28 protein-coding genes are annotated in these 24,195 nt (G+C 67.0%); 17 read left to right on the top strand and 11 right to left on the bottom strand.

All coding sequences use genetic code 11. From position 1 onward, the window contains the following. Positions 1-3: 3 nt before the first annotated feature. Together Y900_RS13360 and Y900_RS13355 are read left to right on the top strand one after the other, a co-directional pair. Positions 4-2,265, top strand: coding sequence for a molybdopterin-dependent oxidoreductase (locus tag Y900_RS13360; protein WP_036342388.1), 2,262 nt, complete (start codon positions 4-6; stop codon positions 2,263-2,265). 127 nt (positions 2,266-2,392) lie between these two features. Further along, positions 2,393-3,361 (top strand): enoyl-CoA hydratase/isomerase family protein, encoded by a 969-nt coding sequence (locus Y900_RS13355; protein WP_036342386.1) that lies wholly within the window; start codon positions 2,393-2,395, stop codon positions 3,359-3,361. Here the strand turns inward: Y900_RS13355 and Y900_RS13350 are convergent. The 5 genes from Y900_RS13350 to Y900_RS13330 all read right to left on the bottom strand — a co-directional run bounded on the left by Y900_RS13350 (position 3,309) and on the right by Y900_RS13330 (position 7,481). Next, positions 3,309-4,022 (bottom strand): TetR/AcrR family transcriptional regulator, encoded by a 714-nt coding sequence (locus Y900_RS13350; RefSeq protein ID WP_036342385.1) that lies wholly within the window; start codon positions 4,020-4,022, stop codon positions 3,309-3,311. The genes Y900_RS13355 and Y900_RS13350 overlap by 53 nt on opposite strands. A gap of 71 nt (positions 4,023-4,093) precedes the next feature. After that, positions 4,094-5,323: a cytochrome P450 gene (locus Y900_RS13345; RefSeq protein WP_036342384.1), complete on the bottom strand. Its 1,230-nt coding sequence runs from the start codon at positions 5,321-5,323 to the stop codon at positions 4,094-4,096. After that, positions 5,323-6,027, bottom strand: a complete 705-nt coding sequence (locus Y900_RS13340; RefSeq protein ID WP_036342382.1) for a hypothetical protein — start codon at positions 6,025-6,027, stop codon at positions 5,323-5,325. The genes Y900_RS13345 and Y900_RS13340 overlap by 1 nt, the downstream gene beginning before the upstream one ends. 3 nt (positions 6,028-6,030) lie before the next feature. Further along, positions 6,031-6,225, bottom strand: a complete 195-nt coding sequence (locus tag Y900_RS13335; RefSeq protein WP_036342380.1) for a ferredoxin — start codon at positions 6,223-6,225, stop codon at positions 6,031-6,033. 14 nt (positions 6,226-6,239) lie between these two features. Beyond that, positions 6,240-7,481: a cytochrome P450 gene (locus Y900_RS13330; protein ID WP_081845311.1), complete on the bottom strand. Its 1,242-nt coding sequence runs from the start codon at positions 7,479-7,481 to the stop codon at positions 6,240-6,242. A gap of 105 nt (positions 7,482-7,586) precedes the next feature. Here Y900_RS13330 and Y900_RS13325 point away from each other — a divergent pair, with 105 nt between their 5' ends. Continuing rightward, positions 7,587-8,132, top strand: coding sequence for a TetR/AcrR family transcriptional regulator (locus Y900_RS13325; RefSeq protein WP_233209505.1), 546 nt, complete (start codon positions 7,587-7,589; stop codon positions 8,130-8,132). Then, the gene (locus Y900_RS13320; protein ID WP_036342369.1) at positions 8,129-9,064 is read left to right on the top strand and encodes an LLM class flavin-dependent oxidoreductase; all 936 of its coding nucleotides are present in this window, start codon (positions 8,129-8,131) and stop codon (positions 9,062-9,064) included. The genes Y900_RS13325 and Y900_RS13320 overlap by 4 nt, the downstream gene beginning before the upstream one ends. On the opposite strand, the gene Y900_RS13315 is transcribed toward Y900_RS13320, so the two are convergent. Continuing rightward, positions 9,061-10,071 carry a zinc-dependent alcohol dehydrogenase gene (locus Y900_RS13315; protein WP_036342366.1) on the bottom strand — a complete coding sequence of 337 codons (1,011 nt, stop codon included), beginning with the start codon at positions 10,069-10,071 and terminating at the stop codon, positions 9,061-9,063. The two genes, Y900_RS13320 and Y900_RS13315, sit on opposite strands and share 4 nt — an antisense overlap. 125 nt (positions 10,072-10,196) lie before the next feature. Here Y900_RS13315 and Y900_RS13310 point away from each other — a divergent pair, with 125 nt between their 5' ends. After that, a complete protein-coding gene (locus Y900_RS13310; protein ID WP_036342364.1) occupies positions 10,197-10,949 on the top strand; it encodes an SDR family NAD(P)-dependent oxidoreductase in 753 nt (250 codons plus the stop codon). Between the two features lie 47 nt (positions 10,950-10,996). Then, positions 10,997-11,617, top strand: a complete 621-nt coding sequence (locus Y900_RS13305; RefSeq protein WP_036342363.1) for a TetR/AcrR family transcriptional regulator — start codon at positions 10,997-10,999, stop codon at positions 11,615-11,617. A 42-nt stretch (positions 11,618-11,659) separates the two neighbouring features. Here the strand turns inward: Y900_RS13305 and Y900_RS13300 are convergent, their stop codons facing one another. Continuing rightward, entirely contained in the window at positions 11,660-12,868 is a 1,209-nt protein-coding gene (locus Y900_RS13300) for an FAD-dependent oxidoreductase (RefSeq protein ID WP_036346657.1), read from the bottom strand. Positions 12,869-12,904: 36 nt separating this feature from the next. Next, complete coding sequence (locus Y900_RS13295; RefSeq protein WP_036342361.1) at positions 12,905-14,806, bottom strand: potassium transporter Kup; 1,902 nt, start codon at positions 14,804-14,806, stop codon at positions 12,905-12,907. 156 nt (positions 14,807-14,962) lie between these two features. Here Y900_RS13295 and Y900_RS13290 point away from each other — a divergent pair, with 156 nt between their 5' ends. From Y900_RS13290 to Y900_RS13275, 4 genes are all read left to right on the top strand, one after another. Next, positions 14,963-15,703: a (Fe-S)-binding protein gene (locus tag Y900_RS13290; RefSeq protein ID WP_036342359.1), complete on the top strand. Its 741-nt coding sequence runs from the start codon at positions 14,963-14,965 to the stop codon at positions 15,701-15,703. Further along, on the top strand, positions 15,700-17,154 hold the full coding sequence (locus tag Y900_RS13285; RefSeq protein WP_036342356.1) for a lactate utilization protein B: 1,455 nt from the start codon (positions 15,700-15,702) through the stop codon (positions 17,152-17,154). The genes Y900_RS13290 and Y900_RS13285 overlap by 4 nt, the downstream gene beginning before the upstream one ends. Continuing rightward, positions 17,151-17,771: a LutC/YkgG family protein gene (locus Y900_RS13280; protein ID WP_036342353.1), complete on the top strand. Its 621-nt coding sequence runs from the start codon at positions 17,151-17,153 to the stop codon at positions 17,769-17,771. The genes Y900_RS13285 and Y900_RS13280 overlap by 4 nt, the downstream gene beginning before the upstream one ends. Positions 17,772-17,846: 75 nt before the next feature. After that, positions 17,847-18,299 (top strand): hypothetical protein, encoded by a 453-nt coding sequence (locus Y900_RS13275; protein ID WP_051660049.1) that lies wholly within the window; start codon positions 17,847-17,849, stop codon positions 18,297-18,299. 1 nt (position 18,300) lies between these two features. Here the strand turns inward: Y900_RS13275 and Y900_RS13270 are convergent, their stop codons facing one another. Beyond that, positions 18,301-19,164 carry a rhomboid family intramembrane serine protease gene (locus Y900_RS13270; protein WP_036342347.1) on the bottom strand — a complete coding sequence of 288 codons (864 nt, stop codon included), beginning with the start codon at positions 19,162-19,164 and terminating at the stop codon, positions 18,301-18,303. Positions 19,165-19,622: 458 nt separating this feature from the next. On the opposite strand from Y900_RS13270, the gene Y900_RS13265 reads away from it, so the two are divergent. Genes Y900_RS13265 through Y900_RS33440 form a run of 7 tightly spaced genes read left to right on the top strand, consistent with a single transcriptional unit; the run spans position 19,623 to position 23,570 of the window. Further along, positions 19,623-20,063 carry an STAS domain-containing protein gene (locus Y900_RS13265; RefSeq protein ID WP_051660048.1) on the top strand — a complete coding sequence of 147 codons (441 nt, stop codon included), beginning with the start codon at positions 19,623-19,625 and terminating at the stop codon, positions 20,061-20,063. Between the two features lie 52 nt (positions 20,064-20,115). After that, positions 20,116-20,757, top strand: a complete 642-nt coding sequence (locus Y900_RS13260) for a class I SAM-dependent methyltransferase (RefSeq protein WP_036342345.1) — start codon at positions 20,116-20,118, stop codon at positions 20,755-20,757. Between the two features lie 27 nt (positions 20,758-20,784). Continuing rightward, positions 20,785-21,192, top strand: coding sequence for a VOC family protein (locus Y900_RS13255; protein WP_036342343.1), 408 nt, complete (start codon positions 20,785-20,787; stop codon positions 21,190-21,192). 47 nt (positions 21,193-21,239) lie between these two features. Next, on the top strand, positions 21,240-21,647 hold the full coding sequence (locus tag Y900_RS13250; protein WP_036342341.1) for a VOC family protein: 408 nt from the start codon (positions 21,240-21,242) through the stop codon (positions 21,645-21,647). A 24-nt stretch (positions 21,648-21,671) separates the two neighbouring features. Beyond that, complete coding sequence (locus Y900_RS13245) at positions 21,672-22,157, top strand: peroxynitrite isomerase (RefSeq protein WP_109751069.1); 486 nt, start codon at positions 21,672-21,674, stop codon at positions 22,155-22,157. After that, positions 22,154-23,407: a lipase LipE gene (gene lipE / locus Y900_RS13240; RefSeq protein ID WP_036342337.1), complete on the top strand. Its 1,254-nt coding sequence runs from the start codon at positions 22,154-22,156 to the stop codon at positions 23,405-23,407. The genes Y900_RS13245 and lipE overlap by 4 nt, the downstream gene beginning before the upstream one ends. Positions 23,408-23,444: 37 nt before the next feature. Then, positions 23,445-23,570, top strand: coding sequence for a hypothetical protein (locus Y900_RS33440; RefSeq protein ID WP_272945549.1), 126 nt, complete (start codon positions 23,445-23,447; stop codon positions 23,568-23,570). A 4-nt stretch (positions 23,571-23,574) separates the two neighbouring features. Here Y900_RS33440 and Y900_RS13235 read toward each other — a convergent pair whose 3' ends face one another. Further along, positions 23,575-23,880 (bottom strand): DUF2694 family protein, encoded by a 306-nt coding sequence (locus Y900_RS13235; protein ID WP_036342336.1) that lies wholly within the window; start codon positions 23,878-23,880, stop codon positions 23,575-23,577. Continuing rightward, positions 23,877-24,194: an ESX-1 secretion-associated protein gene (locus Y900_RS13230; protein WP_036342333.1), complete on the bottom strand. Its 318-nt coding sequence runs from the start codon at positions 24,192-24,194 to the stop codon at positions 23,877-23,879. The genes Y900_RS13235 and Y900_RS13230 overlap by 4 nt, the downstream gene beginning before the upstream one ends. Between the last annotated feature and the right edge of the window lies 1 nt (position 24,195).

The raw sequence follows: 24,195 nt of genomic DNA, 5'->3' as shown, positions 1-24,195 counted from the left end.
CCGATGTCCGCTGACTGGCAACCCACCGCCTGCATCCTCTGCGAATGCAACTGCGGCATCGTGGTGCAGACCAGCGTTCAGGACGGGGTCCGCACCCTGGCCCGCATCCGCGGCGACAAGGACAACCCGGCCTCGCAGGGCTACACCTGCAACAAGGCGCTGCGCCTCGACCACTATCAGAACAACCGGGCGCGGCTGACCTCCCCAATGCGCCGCAGACCCGACGGCAGCTACGAGCAAATCGATTGGGACACCGCGATCACCGAGATCGCCGAAGGTTTCCGCGGAATCGCCGACGCCTACGGCGGGGAGAAGATCTTCTACTACGGCGGCGGCGGTCAGGGCAATCACCTGGGCGGCGCCTACAGCGGGGCCTTCCTCAAGCTGCTCGGTTCGCGATACCGGTCGAATGCCTTGGCGCAGGAGAAGACCGGCGAGGCCTGGGTTGATTTCCAGCTGTACGGCGGGCACACCCGCGGCGAGTTCGAGCATGCCGAGGTGTCGGTCTTCGTCGGCAAGAATCCGTGGATGTCGCAGAGCTTCCCGCGGGCTCGCACCGTGCTCAACGACATCGCCAAGGATCCGGCCCGCTCGATGGTCGTTATCGACCCGGTTCTCACCGATACCGCCAAGATGGCCGACTTCCACCTGCGGGTGCGGCCCGGCACCGACGCCTGGTGCCTCGCGGCGCTGGCCGCGGTCCTCGTGCAGGAAAACCTCTGCGATGACGTGTTTCTCGCCGAGCATGTGCACGGCGCCGACGAGGTACGCGCCGTGCTGGCAACGGTGCCGATCGCCGAGTACGCCGAACGCAGCGGTGTGGATGTGGAGTTGGTGCGCGCCACGGCCCGTCGCATCGCCGCCGCCGATTCGGTCGCGGTGTTCGAAGACCTCGGCGTGCAGCAGGCACCCAACAGCACCCTGTGCTCCTACCTCAACAAGCTGCTCTGGATCCTGACCGGCAGTTTCGCCAAACCCGGCGGACAGCATCTGCATTCGTCGTTCGCGCCGCTGTTCAGCCTCAGCGGTGTCGGACGCTCCCCGGTTACCGGTGCGCCGATCATCGCCGGGCTGGTTCCGTCTAACGTGGTGCCCGAGGAGATCCTGACCGACCACCCAGACCGATTCCGCGCGATGATCGTCGAGAGCGCCAATCCTGCTCACTCCATCGCAGACTCGGAGAACTGCCGCGCCGCGTTCGAATCGCTGGAACTGCTGGTGGTGATCGACGTGGCGATGACCGAGACCGCACGGCTGGCCCACTACGTGCTGCCGGCGGCCAACCAGTTCGAGAAACCGGAAGCCACCTTCTTCAATTTCGAGTTCCCGCGCAACGAATTCCACCTGCGCCACCGGCTTTTCGAGCCCACTCCCGGAACATTGCCCGAACCGGAGATCTGGTCTCGGCTGGTGCGGGCGCTCGGTGTGGTCAGCGAGGACGATCTGCGCCCGCTGCGCGACGCGGCCAGACACGGCCGCGACGCCTACACCCAAGCCTTCTTCACCGAACTCGCCGCCAATCCGGCGCTGGGTAAGGCGTTGCCGTTCGTCTTGTACGAGACTCTGGGCCCGACGCTGCCCGACGGGCTGGCCGGCGCGGCCGCGCTCTGGGGGCTGGCCCAGAAAGCCGCCGTCACCTACCCCGACGCCGTGCGCCGGGCCGGGCACGCCGACGGCAACGCGCTGTTCGACGCGATTCTGGAGAGCAAGTCCGGGGTGACGTTCAGCGTGCACGAGTACGAAGACGACTGGGCACTGATCAGTCACCCCGACCGCAAGATCGCGCTGGTGATCCCGGAGATGCTCGACGACATCCGCGCGCTAGCCGACGACCGGCCGGAACTGACCGACCCGGAGTTCCCGATCGTGCTGTCCGCCGGCGAGCGCCGGGCGTTCACCGCCAATGACATCCTGCGGGATCCGTCCTGGCGTAAGCGCGATGCCGACGGTGCCCTGCGCGTCAGCGTCGAAGACGCCGTAGCGCTCGGCCTGGTCGACGGAGGCCGCGTCCGGATCACCACCGCCGCGGGCAGCGCCGAGGCCACCGTCGAGATCAGCGCGACCATGATGGCCGGGCACGCCGCACTGCCCAACGGGTTCGGTCTCGACTACGTCGACGCCGACGGGCAACGCCGCGTTCCGGGGGTGGCGCCGAACGCGCTCACCTCCACCGACTGGCGAGATCCCTACGCCGGGACACCCTGGCACAAGCACGTGCCTGCGCGGCTGGAAGCTGTGTCGTCGAAGCTCGTCACGGCCAGATAAGCGGCATCACCACAAAGTAAATTGCATGATTTATTGCGGGCCACGCGTGAATCCCGTTATGTTGCACCCATAGCGCTGCCAGTCGCTGTCGGCAGCATCATCGCGTGCACGACGGGAGCTGCGCACCATGGATCACGATTACGAGCAGATGAAGCGCGACGCCGAGCCCTACATCAAGTTCGAGAAGGACCTCGCTAATCGCATTGCTTACATCACCTTTGACCGGCCCGCCGAACTCAACTCGACCACCATGGGGATGCGGCAGAACTTCGCCGACATGATCCACAAGTGCAACGTCGACGATGACGTCAAGGTGGTGGTGATCCGTGGTGAAGGCAACGACTTCGGCAGCGGCGGCGACCTGCCGGAACAGCGCGAGATGCTGGAGAATCCGGGAACATCTCTGCTGCACGAGCTTTCGATCAACGACGACACCGTGAAGTATCCGCCCGGTGACTCCTACCGCTACCTGTACACACTCACCGACCACTACGCCAAGGCGCGTGCGGGCAACCGGCCGCTGCAGGAGTGCAAGAAGGTCACCATCGTGGAAGCGAAAGGCTACTGCTACGGCTGGCACTTCTACCAGGCCGGTGACGCCGACCTGGTGGTGTCCTCCGACGATGCCCTGTTCGGTCACCCCGCATTCCGCTACGTCGGCTGGGGCCCCCGCCTGTGGTGGTGGGCCGAAACCATGGGCCTGCGGAAGTTCTCCGAAATGCTCTTTACCGGAAGGCCTTTCACCGCCGCCGAAATGTACGACTGCGGCTTCATCAACAGCGTTGTCCCGCGTGAACAGCTCGAGGCGGAGACCCTGAAGTACGCGATGGCGTGCTCGAAGACGCGGCCCACCGACACCGTCGTAGTGCAGAAGACGTTCCTCGAACTCTATAAGCAGCACAAGGGCGAGTACTTCGGCAGCCTTCTCACCGGTGTGGTCGAGGGCATGTTGCCGATGATGACCAACGACCGGGACAACTATCCGGACCTGACCGAGGGCACGTTCGAGAAGGGCCTCAATAATGTGGTCAAGGACAACGACCTCAACTTCCCGCCGGAGTGGCGATTGAGCCACTCCGGGCGGAAGAAGCCCTGACCTGAGCGGCGCGCGGGGCCTCGTCGGGTGCAGCCCACAGGCCCACCAACGCGTCGACCAATTCCTCGCCGACCACCAGCCAGTTCGAATTCGCCGACGCCGCGCCGGTCGCCCGCTCGCCCTCGATCTCGGCGCAGGTGTGCATCAACAGATTTCGTGCCATGGTCCACCGGATGACCCGTACGCGTTTCGGGCGGGCCGGGAGGCACCGGTTGATCCCGCGCACCGTTTTGAGCATCCGCTCCGAGGTCATCGCGTAGGACCCCACCAGCTCCCGGCAGGCTGGGTCGGCCATCACCTGGGCCGCGAACCGCGCATACGTCGTGGACGTGCCGAGAGCGTGCAGATGTTCGGTCAACGGATGGACCAGGACGCCGATCCAATCCCGCAACTGCGGGTTCGGCGGCATATCAGCCAGTTTGCCTCGGCGGTTCTCGTCGATCTCGGCATGGTGGCGAGCCTCGATCGCACGCAGCAGATCCGCTCGAGAACCGAAGTGGTAGCAGGCAGCCGCGTTGTTGCCTTGGCCGGCGGCATCACTGATCTGCCGGTTCGAGACCGCATACAGACCGTTCTCGGCGAAGAGGCGCTCGGCGGCCACCAGCAGGGCGTCACGCGTGATCGACGACCGGTCAGTGCGAGGGTCTTTGGCAGCGCTCACCGCAGCCAGTCAACACACAGCTGGAAAGTAAATCAAGGTGTTTACTGCCACCACGCCGCGGCCCGGCAATGTCACACCAGCACGTGGACGGGTATGTGGTTCCAGCCCCACTGGAAGCTCGACGGCGGCCGGTGGGCGCGGTCGGCGTCGATCTGGTAGTCCGGGACGCGACGCAGCCACTCCTGCAGCAGCACCGCGATCTCCAGTCGCGCCATGTGATAGCCCAAACAGAAATGCTGGCCCCGGCCGAACGCCAGCGACCGCTCGATCGGACGGTCCCAGCGGAACACCTCCGGCTCGCCGAACTCGCGCTCGTCGCGGCTCGCCGAAGCCAACAAAGTGATGATGCGCTGGCCCGGCTGGATGGTGGTGTCGTGGATGGTGAAGCGCTTGCGCACCGTCCGGGCGAACCACTGCGCGGGAGCGCAGTAGCGGATGATCTCCTCGCGGGCCACCGGCACGTTGGCCGCCGGATCTGCCCGCACCGCCGCGAGCTGATCGGGGTGGCGCAGCAGTTCCCACAAGCCGTGCGCGACGATCTTGGGCACCGTCTCCGTACCGCCGATGAATACGCCCAACATCTGGACCGCCACTTCGCTGTCGGTGAGCGCCGATCCGTCAGGCAGCCGGTAGGCCAGCAGGTTCTCGACGATCGGCAGCGGGCCGGGGAACTCTCCGGCGCGGACCTGCTGCACCACCGGGATCAGGTACTCGAGGTACCCCGGCCTGGCGTTGGCCACCTCGACGCCGCTGCCGGGCTCCGCCAGGCTGCCGGCGTTGACTGTGGCCAGCACGTCGGCGGCCAATTCGGTTGGCAGTCCGACCAGTTCGCACACCACGGAGGCGGCGACGATTCCGCCGTACTCCTGGGTGAGGTCGAAGCTGCCCCGTGGCAGCAGTTCGTCGAGACGCTCGTTCGCCAGTTCCCGGATCCGGTCCTGCCATGCGGTGACCGACTTCGGCCGGAATTGCGCCGCCGTGCAGCGCCGGACGTCGTCATAGAGTGGCGCGTCGAAGTTGGCGTGGAACGGCAGCGGATGCAGTGGTGGATCGGCGACCGGACCGTGATTGCGGTGTGCCAGTACCGCCGCCGCGGGCAGGGTTCCCTCGGATGCGACGAACGTGCCGTCGTTGATCGCCAGCACGTTCCAGACGTCGTCGAACCGGGACAACGCATAGGTGTCGAGTTCGTCGACGTAGTACACCGGGTGGTGGTCCCGCAGGGTCCGGTAGTACGGCCGCGGGTCGGCCATCACCGCCGGATCGAAGGGACTGTACGAGAAGCCCTGCATCACACCCATCATCGGAGCGGCGACGGCGGCAGGGCCTGCAGGATCGAGTCCTCCCACCCGTCACGCAGCGCGGGCGCGACGCTCATCCACGTGACGATCTCGGCCGGCGGGCTGTCCTTCCACGACGGGTAGTGGTTTTCGAAGCAGTCCCAGTCCCCGTCGAGCGCCCAGTAGTGGATCACCTCGTTGAACCGGAAGGTCGTGATGAAGGAGCCGAGCCACCGCTTGCCGGTGCGCTCCGACCACGGGACGTATAGCCGTTCCAGCTCGCGGATGTAGTCGTCCTGCTTGCCCGGTTTGGTCTGCATGATCTCCTGGATCACCAGCCCGGCAGTGAATTTCGAGTCCTTGAGCTCCGCCAGCGGACGGTTACCGCGCCCGGCGTACATGATCCGGCCCTCCCCCGACGCGCCGGTACCGCCGAGATAATCCGCCCACTCGACGGCGGTCTCGCGATGGCTGCCGCCGGGTGCTTGCGCCCTGCCGATCCGGGCATAGTCGGCGAACGCGTCGATCTCCCAGATGATCGTCACCTGCGGCCAGTGTCCGTTGTACGGCGTGGTCTCCCAGATCGAGAACAGCCGCGCCCCAAGCTGTTCCATCATCGGCTGGTACACACCGGTGAACTTCTCGGTGAACCGGTCGCTGCGCTCGGAGCCCAGCGCGACGGTCTCGTGCAGGTACAACAAGGTGTGGCTGAAGTACTTCTTCACCGGTCAGTCCTCGATCAGGGCCAGCGCCGCGGCGGGACACTGGGTGACGGCCTGCTGCATCCGCGCCCAGTCCTCCTGCGGCCGCGCGTCACCGTGGATGCGGACACTGCCGTCGTCGTCGACCTCGAAAACATCCTCGGCGATCGTCTCGCAGATTCCGTGCCCGGTGCACTTGGTCAGGTCCACTTCGATACGCATACCCCGCCTCACGCTCACCGCACGAACGCCGGGAGCCGCTTGATCCCGTGCACGAAACTACTCAACAGATAATCGGGCTCGCCGAGCTCGACGTCGACCCGGAACAGCAACTCCCGGAACAGATTCCGCAGCTCGGTCCGGGCCAACTGGTTACCGAGGCAGAAATGCGGGCCGCCGCCGCCGAAACCCAGGTGCGGGTTCGGCGAACGCTGCAGGTCGAACGCGTCCGGCCGGTCGAAGGCGGCGGCGTCGCGGTTCGCCGAACAGTAGAACAATCCGACCTTGTCGCCGGCGTTCAGCTGCTGGCCGGCGAGCTCGGTGTCGTGCGCGACGAATCGGGCGAACTGCAGCACCGGCGTCGACCAGCGGATGAACTCCTCGACCGCCGGTCCGATCCGGCCGTCGAAATCGGCCATCAGCCAGGCGCGCTGGTCCGGGTTCGCCGCCAGCGCCAGCATGGCGTGCGAGGTCGTCTGCTTGGTGGTGTCGTTGCCCGCCGACGCCAGCAGCACCAGGAACGCGCCGACCTCCTCGTCGGTGAGCCGGTGCCCGTCGACTTCGGCGTTGACGATGCTGGTCATCAAGTCGTCGCCCGGATGCCGACGGCGGAACTTCGCCAACTCAATGCCGGTGCCCGCCAACAGGAACATCTCGTTGACGGTCGCCTCGGCGCGCTCCTCGATCGTGGCGTACTCGTCGTCGCTCATGGAGAACAGTTTCTCGGCGGCCTTGGCCACCGCTTCGCGATCGGAGTTCGGCACGCCCAGCATCTCCGAGATCGTCATCATCGGCAGTCGCGCCGAGCACGCCGCGACGAAGTCCACCTCACCGGCTCCGACCAGGTCGTCGACCACGGTGGCCGCGTTCTTGCGAACCTGCTCGTCGATCTGGGCGACGTTGCGCGGGGTGAATGCGGAGCTGATGAGCCGGCGATACACCGTGTGCTGCGGCGGATCCATCATCAGGAAGAAGGTGGCGATCCGCTGGATGTCGGCGGGCATCGGGTCAAGAGCGATGCCCTGCGCGGAACTGAACAACTCGGGGTGCAGGCTGGCATGGACGATATCGGCCCGCCGGGTCAACGCCCAGAAGCCGGGCTCTTCCATCGGGAACAGCGAGGGAAACGGCTCATGCCAGGTGAGTCCGTCGGTGGCCCGCAGAGCGGCGAAGGTCTGCTCGCGGGCGTCGAAGGTCTGGCCCCAGAATCGCCGCGACGTGATGTCGTGGGGGCTGTACCCACGCTGGTCCGCCGACACGTGCACAGCGTGACACTTTGACCAGTATTTGTAAAGACAGTGTTTTCGGTCCCGGATGTGCGAACTCCGCGTGACACCCGGGCCTCGACCTGTAATCCTGTACACGTGAGCCCGGCAGGAACCACCGCTGTGATCCCCGACGACGACGAAACCTCGTCGCGGCGGCGCATCCTCAATGCCACCGCCGAGGTGCTCGCCCGAAGCGGGCAGACCAAGCTCAGTCTCTCCGAGGTCGCTCTTCAGGCCGGCGTCTCCCGCCCGACCCTGTACCGCTGGTTCGCGTCCAAGACCGAGTTGCTCGACGCATTCGGCGCCTACGAGCGCGAGATGTTCGACACCGGCATCAGCCGGGCCACCGCGGGACTGCGTGGCACCGACAAGCTCGACGCGGCACTGCAGTTCATCGTCTCCTACCAGCAGACCTATTCCGGGGTACGGCTCATCGACATCGAGCCCGAGGTGGTGATCGCCCAGCTGGACCGCATCCTGCCGCTGATGCGGACCCGGCTGCAGAGGCTGTTGAGCGGACCCAACGCAGAGATCAAGGCCGCCACCGCAATTCGTGTCGCGATATCGCACTACGTGGTCCGTAGCGACGACGCCCACCAGTTCTTGGCCCAGCTGCGCCACGCCGTCGGCATCAAACAGTGACCACACCCCTCGACGTCGGGGTCTACGTCCCGCAGATGGGGTTCAGCTACGCCGAGGTCCTGCACCGCGCGCAACGCTGCGAGGAACTCGGCATCGGCTCGTTGTGGCTCTACGACCACATGTACGGCCCCGGCGTTCCCGGCATCGATTCGCTGGAGGCCTGGACGCTTGCCACCGCTCTGCTGAGCCGCACCGAGCACCTCCGCGTGGGACACATGGTGCTGTGCAACCAGTTTCGTCACCCCGCTGTGCTGGCCAAGATGGCAACCACGTTGGACCAGATATCGGACGGTCGGCTGGAACTGGGTATCGGCAGCGGATCCATCGAAGACGAACACCACCGGCTCGGACTGGACTGGGGCACGTTCGCGCAGCGGTCCGAGCATCTACAGGAGACGCTGGAGATCCTCACCCAGGCGTTCGCCGATCAGCGGATCGATTTCAGCGGAACGCATTTCACGGTTCGCGACATGCCCATCAAACCCGGCTCCGTTCAACAGCCACGGCCGCCGATCGTGGTGGGCGGGTCCGGTGAGAGGTACACCCTGCCGCTGGTGGCCCGCTACGCCGACGTCTGGAACGTGCCCACCTATGCGCTCGGGGAGATGGAACACAAGCTGACCGTCCTGCGGGCGATCTGTGAGGACATCGGCCGAGATCCCGGCTCCATTGTGATGTCGGTCGAGGCCGTGTTGGCTCTGGCGCCGGACTTCGCCGCGTTGGAGAGCGTGCACCAGATCGCCGAGAAACGGTTCGGCGGTCCGGGTTTCGGTCTGCACGAAGGCGGTCTCATCGGCACGCCGGCCGCGATCGTCGACCGACTGGGCGAACTCCGGGACATGGGCTTCGAGCAGGTGGTGTTCTTCACCCACGACCGGGCCTCGGACGCGACCCTCGAGCTGCTGGCCACCGAGGTGCTGCCACAGCTCTAGGCGAAGGTGACGACGACCTTGTCGGCGGCACCCGGCGTCAGCGCGGTCTGCAGCGCGTCCTGCACATCGCCGAAATCGAAGGTGTGGCTGACGATCACCGCGTACTTCTCCCAGTTCGCCACGAGATCTCGGGTCACTTCGAAGATCTCGGTGGGATAGCCCATCGATCCGACGACGGTGATCTCGTTGGCCATGATGTTGATGAAGTCCACCGGCACCGGCTCCTTGTGCACGGCCACCACCCCCAGCCGCGCACCGACCTGTGCTGCCGCCAGCGCAGTGTTGATCACCGACGGTGCTCCGGCCGCGTCGAGGTAGATGTCGGTGCCCGACTTGCCCGGCCACATCGCCTCGCCCTTGCCGTGCAACGCGATGAGGCGCCGCGCCACATCCTCGTCGCCGGCGTTGATCACCGAGTCGGCGCCGACGGCCAGTGCCTTGTCCAGCCGCGATCCGATCAGGTCCACCACCGTCACGTGGCTGACGCCCAAAGCCTTGTAGGCGATGGTGGCGCCAAGGCCGATCGGCCCGGCACCGAAGACGGCGACCCTATCCGACGGTATGGGTTTGGTCTGGTTGACGCCGTGCCGGGCGACAGCCATCGGCTTGTTGAGGGCGGCGACGTCGAACGGGATGTCGGCCGGGATCACCTCGATGGTCTGCCCGCGCACCGCGTTCTCGACGAGGAGATACTCGGCCAGCGCTCCGGTGGCCCCGCCGTTGCCGATGATGCCGCTCGGTGCGCCGATGGGGTTGATCACCACGTGGTCGCCGACGTTGATGCCGGTGACGTCGCTGCCGACCTCGACAACTTGGCCCGCCGGTTCATGTCCGAGCGGCATGCGTCCCTGGCGCGGTGGCAGCCCACCCATCGAGATGTAGAGCGCGTCCGAGCCGCAGATTCCGCAGGCTCTGATCTTCACCAACACGTCGGCTGGTCCCACCACCGGGTCGGCGACATCGACGACGTCGGTCTGCCCCGGCCCGGTGATCATCGTTGCTTTCATCTGTTCCTCACAGACCAACTCGCACAATGCTTTTCGGCTAGTCGACGGTTGACACCGGCGGTGCCGCACCCTACCGTGACCGTCATGGTAAGGCACACGGCCGCAGGGCTGTACCTGTTCTCCCGATGAGCAAGCCACTCAGCGGGCGCCGCGCGGTGGTCACCGGTGCGGCCGGCGGGCTGGGCGCCGCGGCAGTCCGGGCTCTCACGAATGCCGGCGCCGAGGTCGTTGCGACCTATCACCAGAATGAACCCGCCGACGACTCGCAGGCCATCTGGGTGCCGTGTGACGCCCGGGACGCCGAGTCGGTGAACGCGATGATCGACGCCGCGGTGGCGGCGATGGGCGGCCTCGACGTACTGGTCAACGCGGCGGGACTGTGGCACCAGGGTGTGCCCGGCCAGATCACCACCGCCGACATCGACTTCGTCCTGGACACCAACGTCAAGACCACGATCCTGACCAACCAGGCCGCACACGCGGTGATGCGCAAGTCCGGCGGGCGCATCATCAATTTCGGCTCGGCCGAGGCGGTGATGGGCAGTCCGATCTCCGCGGTATACGCCGCGGCCAAGGGTGCGGTTCAGGCCTGGACCCGCTCGGCGGCGAAGGCCTGGGCGTCCGACAACGTCACGGTTAATGCGCTGGCGCCGGCCATGCAGACCCGGGGGGCGGACCGGCTGCGGGACTTCCTCGGCCCGGACGCGGCGCCGTTCATCGATCAGCAGATCAAGGCCTCCATCCCGCTGGGTGGGGCGCTCGGCGATCCCGACCGCGACCTCGGACCCGTACTGGTGTTCCTGGCCGGCGAGGGTTCGCACTTCATCACCGGCCAACTGCTGCCGGTCGACGGCGGCCTGATCATGGTCGGCGGCTGACGAGTGATTGCGGAGACGTCCTTGCGCTGGGTCGTACGATCTGGCGAATGGGAACAACGGGTCGTCCCGTGCGCTCCGACCGGGCACTGCTTGCCGGCGATGAGGCGCGCCACCGGCTGCTCGAAGCGGCAAGCCGGTGCATCGTGCGCCGGGGCAACACCCAGATCCGGATGGCTGAAGTGGCCGCCGAAGCCGGCGTGGTCCGCTCGACGGTGTACCGCTATTTCCCGTCCCGCGACGACCTTCTGCTGGGGCTGCTGCTGACCCGGATCGACGCCGCGCTGGCCGCGCACGTCGCATCGCTACCGCAGCCCGACGACGCATCGGCCTCGATCCAGGAACTGATGTTGGTTCCAGTCCAGTCCGTGGTCGGCAACGCGATGAACGAGGCCCTGATGTCGGGTGAAAGTACGGCGGTGGCGACGGCACTCGAGATCGGCTCCGAGCAGATCGTCGACGTCGTACTGCGGCATTACGGTCCGCTGTTCCAACGATGGCAGGCGGCCGGCAGTTTGCACGCCGAACTCGACCAGCGGGAGACCGCGCGCTGGCTGCACACCGCGTCGTTGTTCCTGCTCGCTCCCGCGTGGCGGCATCGTCCTGTCGACGCCAAAAGACTCTTTGTCGAGCAGTACCTGCTGCGTGCCCTGGTTCCGAACTTCTCGTGAACGAAATAAGGTGAGGGGCAGGGTCTCTCGCCGCGGCCGCGCCTAGCGGCGAGCGAACGCGGGGGCGTGCTCGGGTCGCACCCCGACACCGACCAGGTAGGCCGGGATCACCGAGAGCCATGGCAACCGCCGGATCAGCGCGGTGATCGCCGCCGGCGGATCGGCGTTGTGCCCGTTCAGAATCGGCGCCACCAGCCGCTTGTGCAACAGGCATTGCACGGCCTGGGTGACCGCGGCGGGCGGCAATCGGCGCTTACGGACAGCGGCCAGGTCGCGGTCGGTCACAGCGCCGCGCCGCAGCGGGCCGGCCAGCAGTGTCGCCGCGCCTACCGCGTCCTGGACGGCCATGTTGATGCCGACGCCGCCGACCGGGGACATCGCGTGAGCCGCATCGCCGAGACACAGCAGTCCGTCGGTGTGCCAGCGACTGAGCCGGTTGAGTCGGACGTCGAGGAACTTGACCTGGTCGAGCGTAGTCAGGCTGTCGGTGTCGGCCTCCGGAATCAGCTCGGCCAGTTCGGCCTTGAGTGCGTCCAGCCCGCGTGCCCGCAGTCGCGCGTCGCTGCCCTTCGGGATCAGGTAGGCGAGCTGGAAGTACCCCTCCCGCGGAATCATGATCACCATACGTCCGGGGGCGATCCGGGGAATCAGCGTGTATTCGGCGCTGCTGTCCCGCGGCAGCCGAAACCACCACACGTCGAACGGCACCGGGAAATCCCGGGCCACCAGGCCCGCGCACTGCCGCACGACCGACGTCCGGCCGTCGCATGCCACAGTCAGGTCGGCCCGCAGTTCGCCGTCGCCGTCCGGCGAGGTGTAGGTAACCCCGGCTACCCGGGCCCCGCTGCGTAGCAGCCCGGTCACCTCGTGGCACAGCCGAAGCGTGTACGTCGGCTCCGCCTGACCGGCTTCGGCGAGCAGGTTGAGCAGATCCCACTGCGGCACCATCGCGATGTACGGGTGGGGCTGGCGCAGTCTGCGGAAGTCCACCATCGTCAGCGAGGTGTCGCCCACGGTGAACTCGGCGTGATCGACCTTGCTCTGCGGCAACGCCGCGAAACGCTCGCCCAAGCCGAGCTCGTCGAGAAGTCGCAGGGTCGTGGGATGCACTGTGTCGCCGCGGAAGTCGCGCAGGAAGTCGGCGTGCTTCTCCAGCACGGTGACCTCGATGCCGGCTCTGGCCAACAGCAGTCCGAGCACCATGCCGGCGGGGCCGCCGCCGACGATCGCCACCGTCGTGGAGTCGGTCATGGGCACACCGTAGTCACGGCGGGTGGACACGTGGAGCTAAACCTGAATACGCGAACCGATCAGCACCGTCTGACTGGTCGGAAGCCCGAAGTATCCCGCGGAATCCGCAGCCATCAACGATGTGGCGATGAAGATCCTCTTGCGCCAGGGCGCCATCGTCGGCTGATCACCGGGAACCAGTTCGATCTTGGACAAGAAGTAGGAGGTGCTGTCGAGGTCGATGGCGCCGCCGACGTCGGCCGGGTCCACCAACCGCAACGCCGCCGGGACGTCGGGTCGCTCCATGTAACCGAATTGGGCTGCCACGTAATAGATGCCGTCATCCGGGTCACCGAGGTCGTCGACGGTGATCCGCTCGCCGTCGGGCACCCGGGGCGACGGCGGAACGACGATCGACAGGATGATAGCCCGCTCGGGCACGACGTGGTTGTGGTCGACGTTGGCCCGCATCGACAACGGAGCCGTCTCGCTCTCGCGGTTGAGGAACACCGCGGTCCCAGGGATCCGCGGGTAGGGCGGGGTGTGGTTGTTGATCTCTTCGATGAAGGGCTGCAACGGCCCCTCGGCTTTGTCGCGGGCCCTCACCACGATCTCGCTGCCCCGCTGCCAGGTGATCAGCACCGTGAAGGTGACCAGGCCGATCAGCAGCGGCAGCCACGCGCCGTGCACGAGCTTGGTCAGGTTGGCGGCCAGGAACATCAGGTCCACCGTCAGCAGTGCACCGCCGCCGATGACCACCATCCACAGCGGCCACCGCCACCGGGTGTGCGCGATGTACAGGAACAACAGCGTGGTGATGGTGATCGTCCCGGTGACGGCCATCCCGTAGGCGTAGCCCAGCGCCGCCGAACTCCGGAACGCGAACACCAGGATCAGCACCGCCACCATCAGCATCCCGTTGATCCACGGGACGTAGATCTGGCCGATCGACGACGCCGAGGTGTGGGCGATCCGCAGCCGCGGCAGGTAGCCGAGTTGCGCTGCCTGCGAGGCCACCGAGTACGCGCCGGTGATCACCGCCTGCGACGCGATCACCGTCGCCGCGGTGGCCAATATCGCCATCGGGAGCTCCCAGCCATGCGGCACGAGCAGGAAGAACGGCGCATTCACCACACTCTGGTTGCCCAGCAGCAGGGCACCCTGGCCGAGGTAGTTGAGTACGAGAGCCGGGAGCACGAGACCCAGCCAGCCCCAGGTTATCGCCTTACGGCCGAAGTGGCCCATGTCGGCATAAAGCGCCTCGGCGCCGGTGACCGACAGCACGACGGCGGCTAGCGCGAAGAACGCGATGTGGAAGTGGCCGAAGATGAACTCCAGCGCGTACGTCGGCGACAGTGCCTTGAGGATCTGCGGATGCCCGGAGACGCCGCGCACCCCGCACGCGCCGATCACCAGGAACCAGACGATCATCACCGGGCCGAAGAACCGTCCCACCGCGGCGGTGCCGCGCCGCTGTACCGCGAACAGCCCGACGATGATGACCGCGGTGATCGGCACCACCAGCTCCGACAGTGACGGGTCGACGACCTTGAGACCCTCCACCGCGGACAGCACCGAGATGGCGGGGGTGATCATGCTGTCCCCGAAAAATAATGCAGCACCAAGGATTCCGAGCGCCGATAACGCCGCGATGACTCGCGGGCTGGACCTGCGTCCGAGCCTGCGCACCAGCGTGATGAGTGCCATCACGCCGCCTTCACCGTCGTTGTCGGCGTGCATGACCAAGGTGACGTAGGTGAGGGTGACGATGATCATCACCGACCAGAAGATCAATGACACCACGCCGTAGACGTTGGCGGGGGTGATCGGAACGGGGTGTGGGTCGCCCGGGTTGAACAGCGTCTGCACCGTGTAGATGGGGCTGGTGCCGATGTCACCGAACACCACACCCAGGGCACCGATGACTATCCCGGTGCGGGCCTTGGTCGCCGTGCTCACTCCCCACCCCGTTCCTCGGTGCGCCCGGCGTCGGGTCCCGGCGACGTGGAGGCCAATGGTAACTGTCCGCGACGGATAGCCAGGGCTGACCGGACATTTCGTGAATACGCCTCCTGCCGGTTCCCGCGATGCGCTTGTGACGGTACGGTGGGGTTGATGCGTATCGCCTTGTTCGCGACCTGTCTGGCCGACGCGATGTTTCCGCGGGCCGCGATCGCGACTGTCGAATTGCTGGAGCGGCTCGGGCATCAGGTGGTCTTCCCTAGCGACCAGACGTGTTGCGGTCAGATGCACATCAACACCGGCTATCTCGGGCAGGCGACCGGCTTGGTCCGCCACCACGTGGAGGTGTTCGAGAGCAGCGGATGCGATGTGGTGGTCGCGCCGTCCGGATCATGTGTCGGGTCGGTACGCCATCAGCATGCGATGGCGGCCCGCCGGGCCGGCGACACCGCGCTGGCGCGGCGGGCAGAGGCGTTGGCGGCACGCACCTATGAACTGTCCGAGTTGTTGATCGACGTGCTCGCTGTGCGCGATGTCGGTGCCTACTATCCGCACCGGGTCACCTATCACCCGACCTGTCATTCGCTGCGGCTGTTGCGTGTCGGTGACAAGCCTCTGGAGTTGCTTCGCCAGGTGCGCGGCCTGACGTTGGTGGAGCTCGCCGACGCGGACACCTGCTGCGGATTCGGTGGCACCTTCGCGATCAAGAACGCCGACACCTCCACCGCGATGCTGGCCGACAAGATGTCGGCAGTCATCGCCTCGCGCGCCGAAGTGTGTGTGGCCGGGGACAGTTCGTGCCTGATGCACATCGGCGGCGGCCTGAGCCGGATGCGTTCGGCGGTGCGCACGGTCCACCTCGCGGAGATCCTGGCCGCGACGGAGGCGCCATGACATTCCTCGGCATACCCGGCATCGGCAATCTGCGCGGCACCGAACCGTTCCCGCAGGCTGCACGACGGGAGCTGGCCAACACCCAGATGCGCCGCAACGTCGGACACGCCACCAGAACCATCCGCACCAAACGGCTTGCCGCCGTTGCTGAATGCGCGGACTGGGAGCAGCTGCGGGCCGCGGGCAGCGCACTCAAGCAAGACGTGATGGCCCGGCTTCCGGAGTTGCTCGAGGAGCTCGAAGCCAATATGGTGGCCCGCGGCGGCGTGGTGCACTGGGCGCGCGACGCCGCCGAAGCCAACCGCATAGTGACCGGGTTGATCCGCCAGACGGGCGCCGACGAGGTGGTCAAGGTCAAGTCGATGGCCACCCAGGAGATCGGGCTCAACGAGCATCTGGCAGCCGAAGGCATCGCAGCGATCGAGACCGACCTCGCCGAGCTGATCGTGCAGCTCGGGCACGACACACCCAGCCACATTCTCGTTCCGGCGATCCACCGCAACCGTGCCGAGATCCGCGAGATCTTCGCCAGGGAGATGCCCGATGCCGGTGAGCTGACCGACGATCCGCGTGTACTCGCGATGGCGGCCCGCGCGCATCTACGTCGAAAGTTCCTGTCCGCCAGGGTCGCCGTCAGCGGTGCGAACTTCGCGGTCGCCGAAACCGGGACACTGGCCGTCGTCGAATCCGAGGGCAACGGCCGGATGTGCGTGACCCTGCCACAGACGCTGATCACGGTGATGGGCATCGAGAAGGTGGTGCCGCGGTTCACCGACCTCGAGGTGTTCATGCAGCTGCTGCCGCGTTCATCGACGGCTGAACGGATGAATCCCTACACCTCGATGTGGACCGGTGTGCATCCCGGTGACGGACCGCAGGAGTTCCACTTGGTCCTGCTGGACAACGGCCGCACCGCGGCGCTCGGTGACGCGGTGGGCCGCGCCGCCCTGCACTGCATCCGCTGCAGCGCCTGCCTGAATGTCTGCCCGGTGTACGAACGCACCGGCGGCCACGCCTATGGCTCGATCTATCCCGGCCCGATCGGCGCGATCCTGAGCCCGCAGCTGACCGGGACGCGCGGGCACGACGACCCCAACGCCTCGCTTCCGTACGCGTCGTCGCTGTGCGGCGCGTGTTTCGACGCGTGCCCGGTGCGGATCGACATCCCCTCGATCCTGGTGCACCTGCGGGCCGCACAGGTCGACGACCATCGGGCGATCGGTCAAGACCTGGCGATGGGCGCCGCCGCGTGGACGATGGCCTCGCCCAGACGATTCGCCGCAGCCGAGAAGCTCCTCGGGGCCGGGCGGCTGGCGGCGGGTGCCGATCAGCGCATCACCGCCCTACCCTGGCCGGCGTCGCGCTGGACCACCAGCCGCGACGTGCCCGCGCCGCCCGCGGAGACGTTCCGGCAGTGGTGGGCCCGAACCCACGACGAGGCGTCCCGATGAACGAGACTCGTCGCATCGTCCTCGACCGGATCCGTGGGGCACTCGCCGCAGCCCCGCCCGAGCCCGTCCAGGTGCCGCGCGACTACGACCGGGAGCCCGCGCGCGGACCCGGTGGCGCGGAGACCTTCGCGCGGACTGTCGCCGAATACCAGGCCCAGGTGCTGCGCGTCGAGGCCGCCGAGATCGCGGCCACCGTCGCTGCGCTGACGGGTGCGGGCACCCGGGTGGCGATACCGTCCGGACTGCCCACCGAGTGGGTCGACGGCATCGACACCGTCGTCGACAGCCGGGAAAACCCTGTGGCGGTAACCGAACTCGACGCTGCCGGCGCCGTCGTCACCGGATGTGCCCTGGGCGTCGCGGCCACCGGAACCATCGTCCTGGACGCCGGCCCCACCCAAGGCCGCCGAGCGCTGACCCTGGTCCCCGACCATCACATCTGCGTCGTCTTCACCGACCAGATCGTCGACACCGTCCCGCAGGCGTTCGCCGCCCTGGACCCGGGGCGACCGCTGACCTTCATCTCCGGACCGAGCGCCACCAGCGACATCGAACTCAACCGGGTCGAAGGTGTGCACGGTCCCCGCAGACTTGACGTGCTGGTGGTCACCAGGTGACATTGCGGAATCCGCTTATTTCTCACGGCCGCACGGCATAGATTTCTACAGCGGAGCTACGAAGGGAGCCGGGCGTTGCGGACTTTGGCGATAGGCATTGCGCTCACGGCGGCTGCGGTGACGTTGGCCCCGCCGGCGTCCGCAGAACTGTGGCCCGGCAACTACAACTTCATCATCCCCGATCGCCGGGACTTCCATACCTGGGCGTGGGGGGCCGCCCCCTGCCCCGGCGAGATCGTATTTTCGCCGACCTGCGTCCGCGTCTCGGCCAACCCCATGCCGATCGCCAAGGCCTACCCCTGGTACGGCATCGCGACGCTGAACAACGGGCAATACACGATGACCGTCGACAATCCCGACGGATTGCGCTGCGGCGACATCTATTACGGCCCGGTCATCCCCACCCGCGATGTCTTCACCTGGGATGCCAAGACCCTGTCGGGAACCATGGAATCGTCGTTCGACGTCGGCTGCGACGGCGCACCGGGTGGGACGTTCACCTACCCGTTCTGGCTGACCCGGCTCTGAGTCAGCCGGTGATCAGCGCGCCGTACTGACCGATCAACTCTGCGGTGCGCCAATAGATCAGCGCCGCGAACACCACCAGCACTGCCGCGGAGACGCCGCCCTGCACCAGATTGCGGCGTTCCCGCGGGGCGTAGGTGTAGACCGCCGCGATCAGCGACCCGATGATCAACCCGCCGACGTGGCCCTGCCAACTGATCGACGGCACGGTGAACGTCAGCACCAGGTTGATCCCGATGAGCACGACGACCCAGCGCACGTCGAGGTTGAGGCGCTTGGCCACCACGAACGTCGCCCCGAACAATCCGAAGACCGCGCCTGACGCGCCCGCGGTGGCGGCCCCTATCGGAGCGAGCAGGTACACCAGCACCGAACCCCCCAGCGCGCTGAGACCGTACAGCGCACCGAACCGCAGCCGGCCCAGCCAGGCCTCGAGCGGCGGCCCGATGACGTACAACGCCCACATGTTGAACAGCAGATGCATGGCGCCGTAGTGCATGAACGCCGAGGTGATCAGCCGGAAGTACTCACCCCCCGCAACGCCGGGCGCCCAGAGTACGAGCTCACGCTGGAGATCTTTCGACGTCATCTGCAGCACGAACATCACCACATTGACCGCGATCAGCGCATAGGTCACATACGGCAGGCCGGCGCGCCGGATGCCGCCCGCGCCGGTGCGGGCTGGGCGCACACTCTGCCCGGCCGCCGCCACGCAGTCGATGCATTGGTGGCCGACCGCAGCGCTGCGCATGCACTCAGGGCAGATCGGCCGACCACAGCGACTGCATTGCACGTAGGTCGGGCGGTCGGGATGGCGGTAACAGGTCGGTGTGCCCGCCGGAGTTTGCGGTGTGTAAGGGATGCTCATAGTCCTGCCCCCGAAGATACTGTGCCGGGCCGGTGGCGCCGCACCTGCGATGGCGTTGCCGACGCCGCCGGCGCGGTACGGATTCCGTCGTCGGCAACCGGACCCGTACCAGCGCATCGTGTCCGACCAGCGCCACCGGACACCGGCTCGGCCACGGTGACAGGAGTGTTCGGCAGCAAACCTTCGGATTCAATTTCGTACTGCGTCAATATTTGCCATATCCGCACCATCGCGTCCCATTTTCGGGACACCTGAATCGGTGTTGAAGTGCCGATATAGCTATCTGCAACAATTCGTAGCCACACAACTGATTCCGTAGTACATTTCCCCCAGGTTGAGTTCACAGCCGCCGGGAGACGCTAGCGCGCAAGGGCTCGAGAACTTTCGCAGCAATGCTTCTATTCGAACAGCTTCGGCAGGCACATCCGGCATCGCGGAGTACCACTGATGGAGGCGCCATGACTTCAGCCATCACCGCGGGACCCCTGGCTGTCACCCGCCCGGGCCGCGACCGCACTGACCGTGGAGCCTTCCGGTCCAGAGAGCTCAGCGCGACCACCCTGCTCATCGCCGCAGTCGGCGAGGTGGACGCGTCGAATGCCGGTGACATGGTCGGCTACGTCGAGGACCACATCTCGGGATACCACCAGCTCGTGATCGACCTGTCGAAGCTCGACTTCTTCGCGACGGACGGGTTCACGGCACTGCACACCCTCACCGTGCGGTGCTCGCGGCGCGGGATCGACTGGGTGCTGGTCCCCGGCCCCGCGGTTGCCCGCGTGCTGCGGGTCTGCGATCCGGAGGGGCTGGTCACCACGGCGGGCAACATCGTCTCGGCGGTGGCCGCGCTCGCCCGCGGCCCGCACACCCATCTGCAGTTGGCTCCGCTGGCGAAGTAGCCGGCTGTCCCTTCCTAGACTGGTCCGATCGGTTCTAGCGAAGGCGAGTGCCATGGCGACACGCGGTCGCAATCTCAACGACCTGGTGACACGGTTCTGGAGCGTCGCCGCACCGCTCTACGACCATCCCCGTCTGCAGCAATGGGTCTACCAGCCCGCACAAGACGAGGTCATCGACGAGCTGCGCGCCCACGGTGCCCGCCGAATCGCTGACATCGCCTGCGGCACAGGAATTCTCGCGGCTCGCATTGAAGCCGAGCTGCAGCCCGACGAAGTGTACGGGGTGGACATGTCCGAAGGCATGCTCAAGCAGGCCAAGGCACGCGACCCGAAGGTGCAGTGGCGCAAGGGGCCGGCCGAGCAACTGCCGTTCGACGACGAGGCGCTCGACGCGGTCGTCTCGACGTCGGCCTTTCACTTCTTCGACCAGCCTGCGGCGATGCGCGAATTCCACCGCGTGCTGCGGCCCGGCGGACTGGCGGCGGTCGCGACGATCAGCCCGCCGCAACTGCCGCTGGTCGGCCAGCTGACCAACTCGCCGGCCAGTGCCGCGCACAACCCGTCGGCGCGGGAGATGCGCACGCTGTTCACCGACGCCGGTTTCACGATCAGCGAGCAGCACCGGGTGCACCGGCCGCTGTGGACCAAAGCCGTGTTCGACCTCATCACGATCGGGACGAAGCCCGCGTCCTGACCGACCCGGGCCGTATCCTTCGACACCATGGCCGTCGAGCTGCTCGCCCCCAGTGTCGAGATCGGTATGGTGACCACCGATCTGGCTCCGATGGTCGAGTTCTACGAGAATTTCCTCGGGCTGCCGTTTCAGCTCGATCTGGACTTTCCCGGCGGAACCATGAAGCGCTACCTGATCGGTGACAACACCCTCAAACTCGTGACCTACGACCAGCCGCCTCCCGCAGCGCTCACTCCCGGCGGTGGACGCGCGCAGACCGGTGTCCGCTACATCTCGCTGGTCGTCACGAACGTCACCGAGGTGGCCGCCCAGGTCACCGCCGCCGGGTACGAAATCGTCGAGCCGCTCACCGAATTCACCGCCCTGCCCGGTATCGGGTGGTTCTTCGTGGCCGATCCCGACGGCAACTGGGTCGAGCTCGCAGGCCCGATCTGAACACCGCTTTTCCGTCCGACGTCACCCACTCAACGCAGAGGAACACCATGGCCATCGAGCTACTCGCCAAGAACATCGAAGTCGGTTTGGTCACCACCAACCTGGGTCCGATGGTCGAGTTCTACGAGAACTTCCTGGGCCTGCCCTTCACCGGCGACCTCGACTTCCCCGGCGGAACCATGAAGCGCTACGCACTCGGTGACAACGTGCTCAAGCTGATCACCCTCGACCAGCCGCCGGCCGCGCCCGCGACGCCCGGCGGCGGGCCGGCCGCGGCCGGCATCCGCTACTACACCGTGGTGGTGGCCAACACCACCACGGCCGCCGCGCAGGTCAAGGCCTCCGGATACGAGATCGCCCAGGAGCTCGCCGAGTTCACCGCGGTACCCGGTATGGGCTGGATGTTCGTCGCCGACCCGGACGGCAACTGGGTCGAGCTCGTCGGCCCGATGTAGATCGCGGCCCGTACTCTGGGCATCGTGCCCGAGCTTCATCCCGACGTCGCGGTCCTGGCGCCCCTGCTGGGCACCTGGACCGGCGCCGGTACCGGCGAGTACCCGACCATCGAGACGTTCGACTACATCGAAGAGATCGCGGTAGGACACATCGGCAAGCCCTTCTTGACCTACTCGCAGCGGACCCGAGCCACCGCAGACGGCCGGCCCCTGCACGCCGAGACCGGCTACCTCCGGGTGCCGTCGGCCGGCCGCATCGAACTCGTCGTCGCTCATCCCACCGGGGTCACCGAGATCGACGAAGGCACGCTGTCGGTGACCGGCGACGGTTTGGACATCCAGCTCGACTCGACCGCCATCGGACTCTCTAGATCAGCGAAAAGCGTTACCGCCCTGAGTCGTTCGTTCCAACTCACCGGCGACGAGCTCGCCTACAACGTGCGGATGGCCGCTGTCGGCGTGCCGCTCACCCACCATCTGGCCGCGACCCTGCACCGGCAGCAGGGGTGAGCCACTCCCCCGCCGGGGACGGCCGGATTCGCGTCCCGGCCGACCTCGACGCCGTCACCGACGTCGGCGCCGAGGACCGTGCCGACATCTCGGCGGCCACCGCCGACCGGATCTGGGAATCGGTGCGGCACTGGTACGCCGCAGGGATGCACCCCGCCATCCAACTATGCCTGCGGCACAACGGAAAAATTGTGCTCAACCGCGCGATCGGCCACGGTTGGGGAAACGGTCCGGCCGACCCGCCGGACGCCGAGAAGGTACCGGTCACGGTCGAGACCCCGTTCTGCGTGTACTCCGCGGCCAAGGCCATCAGTACGACGGTGGTGCACATGCTCGTCGAGCGGGGCGAGTTCTCCCTCGAGGACCGGGTCTGCGACTACCTGCCGAACTACACCAGCCACGGCAAAGACCGCACCACCATCCGGCACGTGATCACCCACAGCGCCGGCGTGCCGTTCGCCACCGGGCCGCGACCGGACCTCAAGCGGATGAACGAGAGTGCTTACGCGCGCGAGAAACTCGGTGAGCTCAGACCCATCCACCGTCCCGGCTTGATGCACATCTACCACGGGCTGACCTGGGGTCCGCTGGTCCGCGAGATCGTCTCGGCCGCAACCGGGCGCAACATCCGCGACATCCTCGCCGAGGACATCCTGGACCCGCTGGGGTTCCGGTGGACGAACTACGGCGTGGCAGAACAGGATGTCCCGCTGGTCGCGCCGAGCCACGTGACGGGTAAACCGCTGCCTGCGCCGATCGCCAAGGCGTTCCGGGCCGCCGTCGGCGGAACCCCGCAGCAGATCATCCCCTTCTCCAACACCCCGCTGTTCCTGACTGGCGTCGTCCCGTCGTCCAGCACGGTGTCCACCGCCGACGAGCTGTCGCGCTTCGCCGAAATCCTCTGTCGTGGAGGTGAACTCGATGGCGTCCGGGTCATGCGGCCGGAGACCCTGCGCGCGGCGGCGGCACCCGCACGCCGGCTGCGGCCCGATATCGCGACCGGGTTCGCACCGATGCGCTGGGGCACCGGCTACATGCTCGGGTCCACCCGGTTCGGGCCGTTCGGACGCGACGCACCCGGCGCCGTCGGCCACACCGGGCTGACCAACATCGCGGTCTGGGCGGATCCGGAACGCCGACTGTCGGTCGGACTGGTCAGCAGCGGTAAACCCGGACAGCACCGCGAAGCGGGCCGCTACACCGACGTGCTGAATCGCATCAACGCTGAGATCGCCCGCGTCCGCGGGTGAATTGTGCCGGCCCGGCACGGTCGATAACGTACCGACCATGGGTGACTCGCTGCTGCAGCAACAACTCGACGAGGTGCGTGCCCTGCTGCAGCGGGCGCGCGAGCTGTTCGGCCCGAATCCCGTTGTGCCGCCGGAGGTTGCCTCCGCCGACGGCGACCGGTAACCGGTCAGGATTCGTCGGGCCGCAGCCGATGCTGCCGCAGCACCTCGGTGGCCAGCTCGAGGTCGCGGCTGCTCGCCACATCGTCTGACGGGGTGTGGCCCGCCGCCACGATCTCGGCGCGCACCTGCAGCACCGCTTTCAGATACGACACGTCCGCCGTCAGCAGTATGCCCTGCGCCAGGGTCTGCGCGTCGGCGTCCATCGCCGGTTCGGCCAGGGCCACGCTGTGCAGGTAACCACCACGGCACGACCGGAACAGGATGTGCCCGCTGGGGTGGGCCGCGTCGAACTCGGGATCGGGTTCGGTCATGAACCATCCTGGGTGATGCGGCCGAGCTCGGTGGCGGCAGCGCTGTCCTGGTGTTCCCAGACGTCGGCGGCGCGGCGCAGATTGGTCGCGAGTTCGGCGTGGGCCGCGGCCTGCTGCTCGTAGCAGGCACGCCGCTGATCCAGCAGTTCGCGGCCGGCGTCGCGCAGCTCACCGAAGATCGGGCCCAGCGAGTCGAGACTGGCGAGGATGTCGGCGTGCCCGGCAGGCACCGTGCTCAGCTGCTCCGCGGTGTTCTGGTGGTCGCGGGCCGCGCGGCGCAGCTCGTCGGGTACCACGTGGATGCGCTCTGCCATG

This window comes from Mycolicibacterium aromaticivorans JS19b1 = JCM 16368 (assembly GCF_000559085.1).
GTDB classification, from domain to species: Bacteria; Actinomycetota; Actinomycetes; order Mycobacteriales; family Mycobacteriaceae; genus Mycobacterium; species Mycobacterium aromaticivorans.
This window is presented reverse-complemented; position numbering and strand designations above follow the sequence as displayed.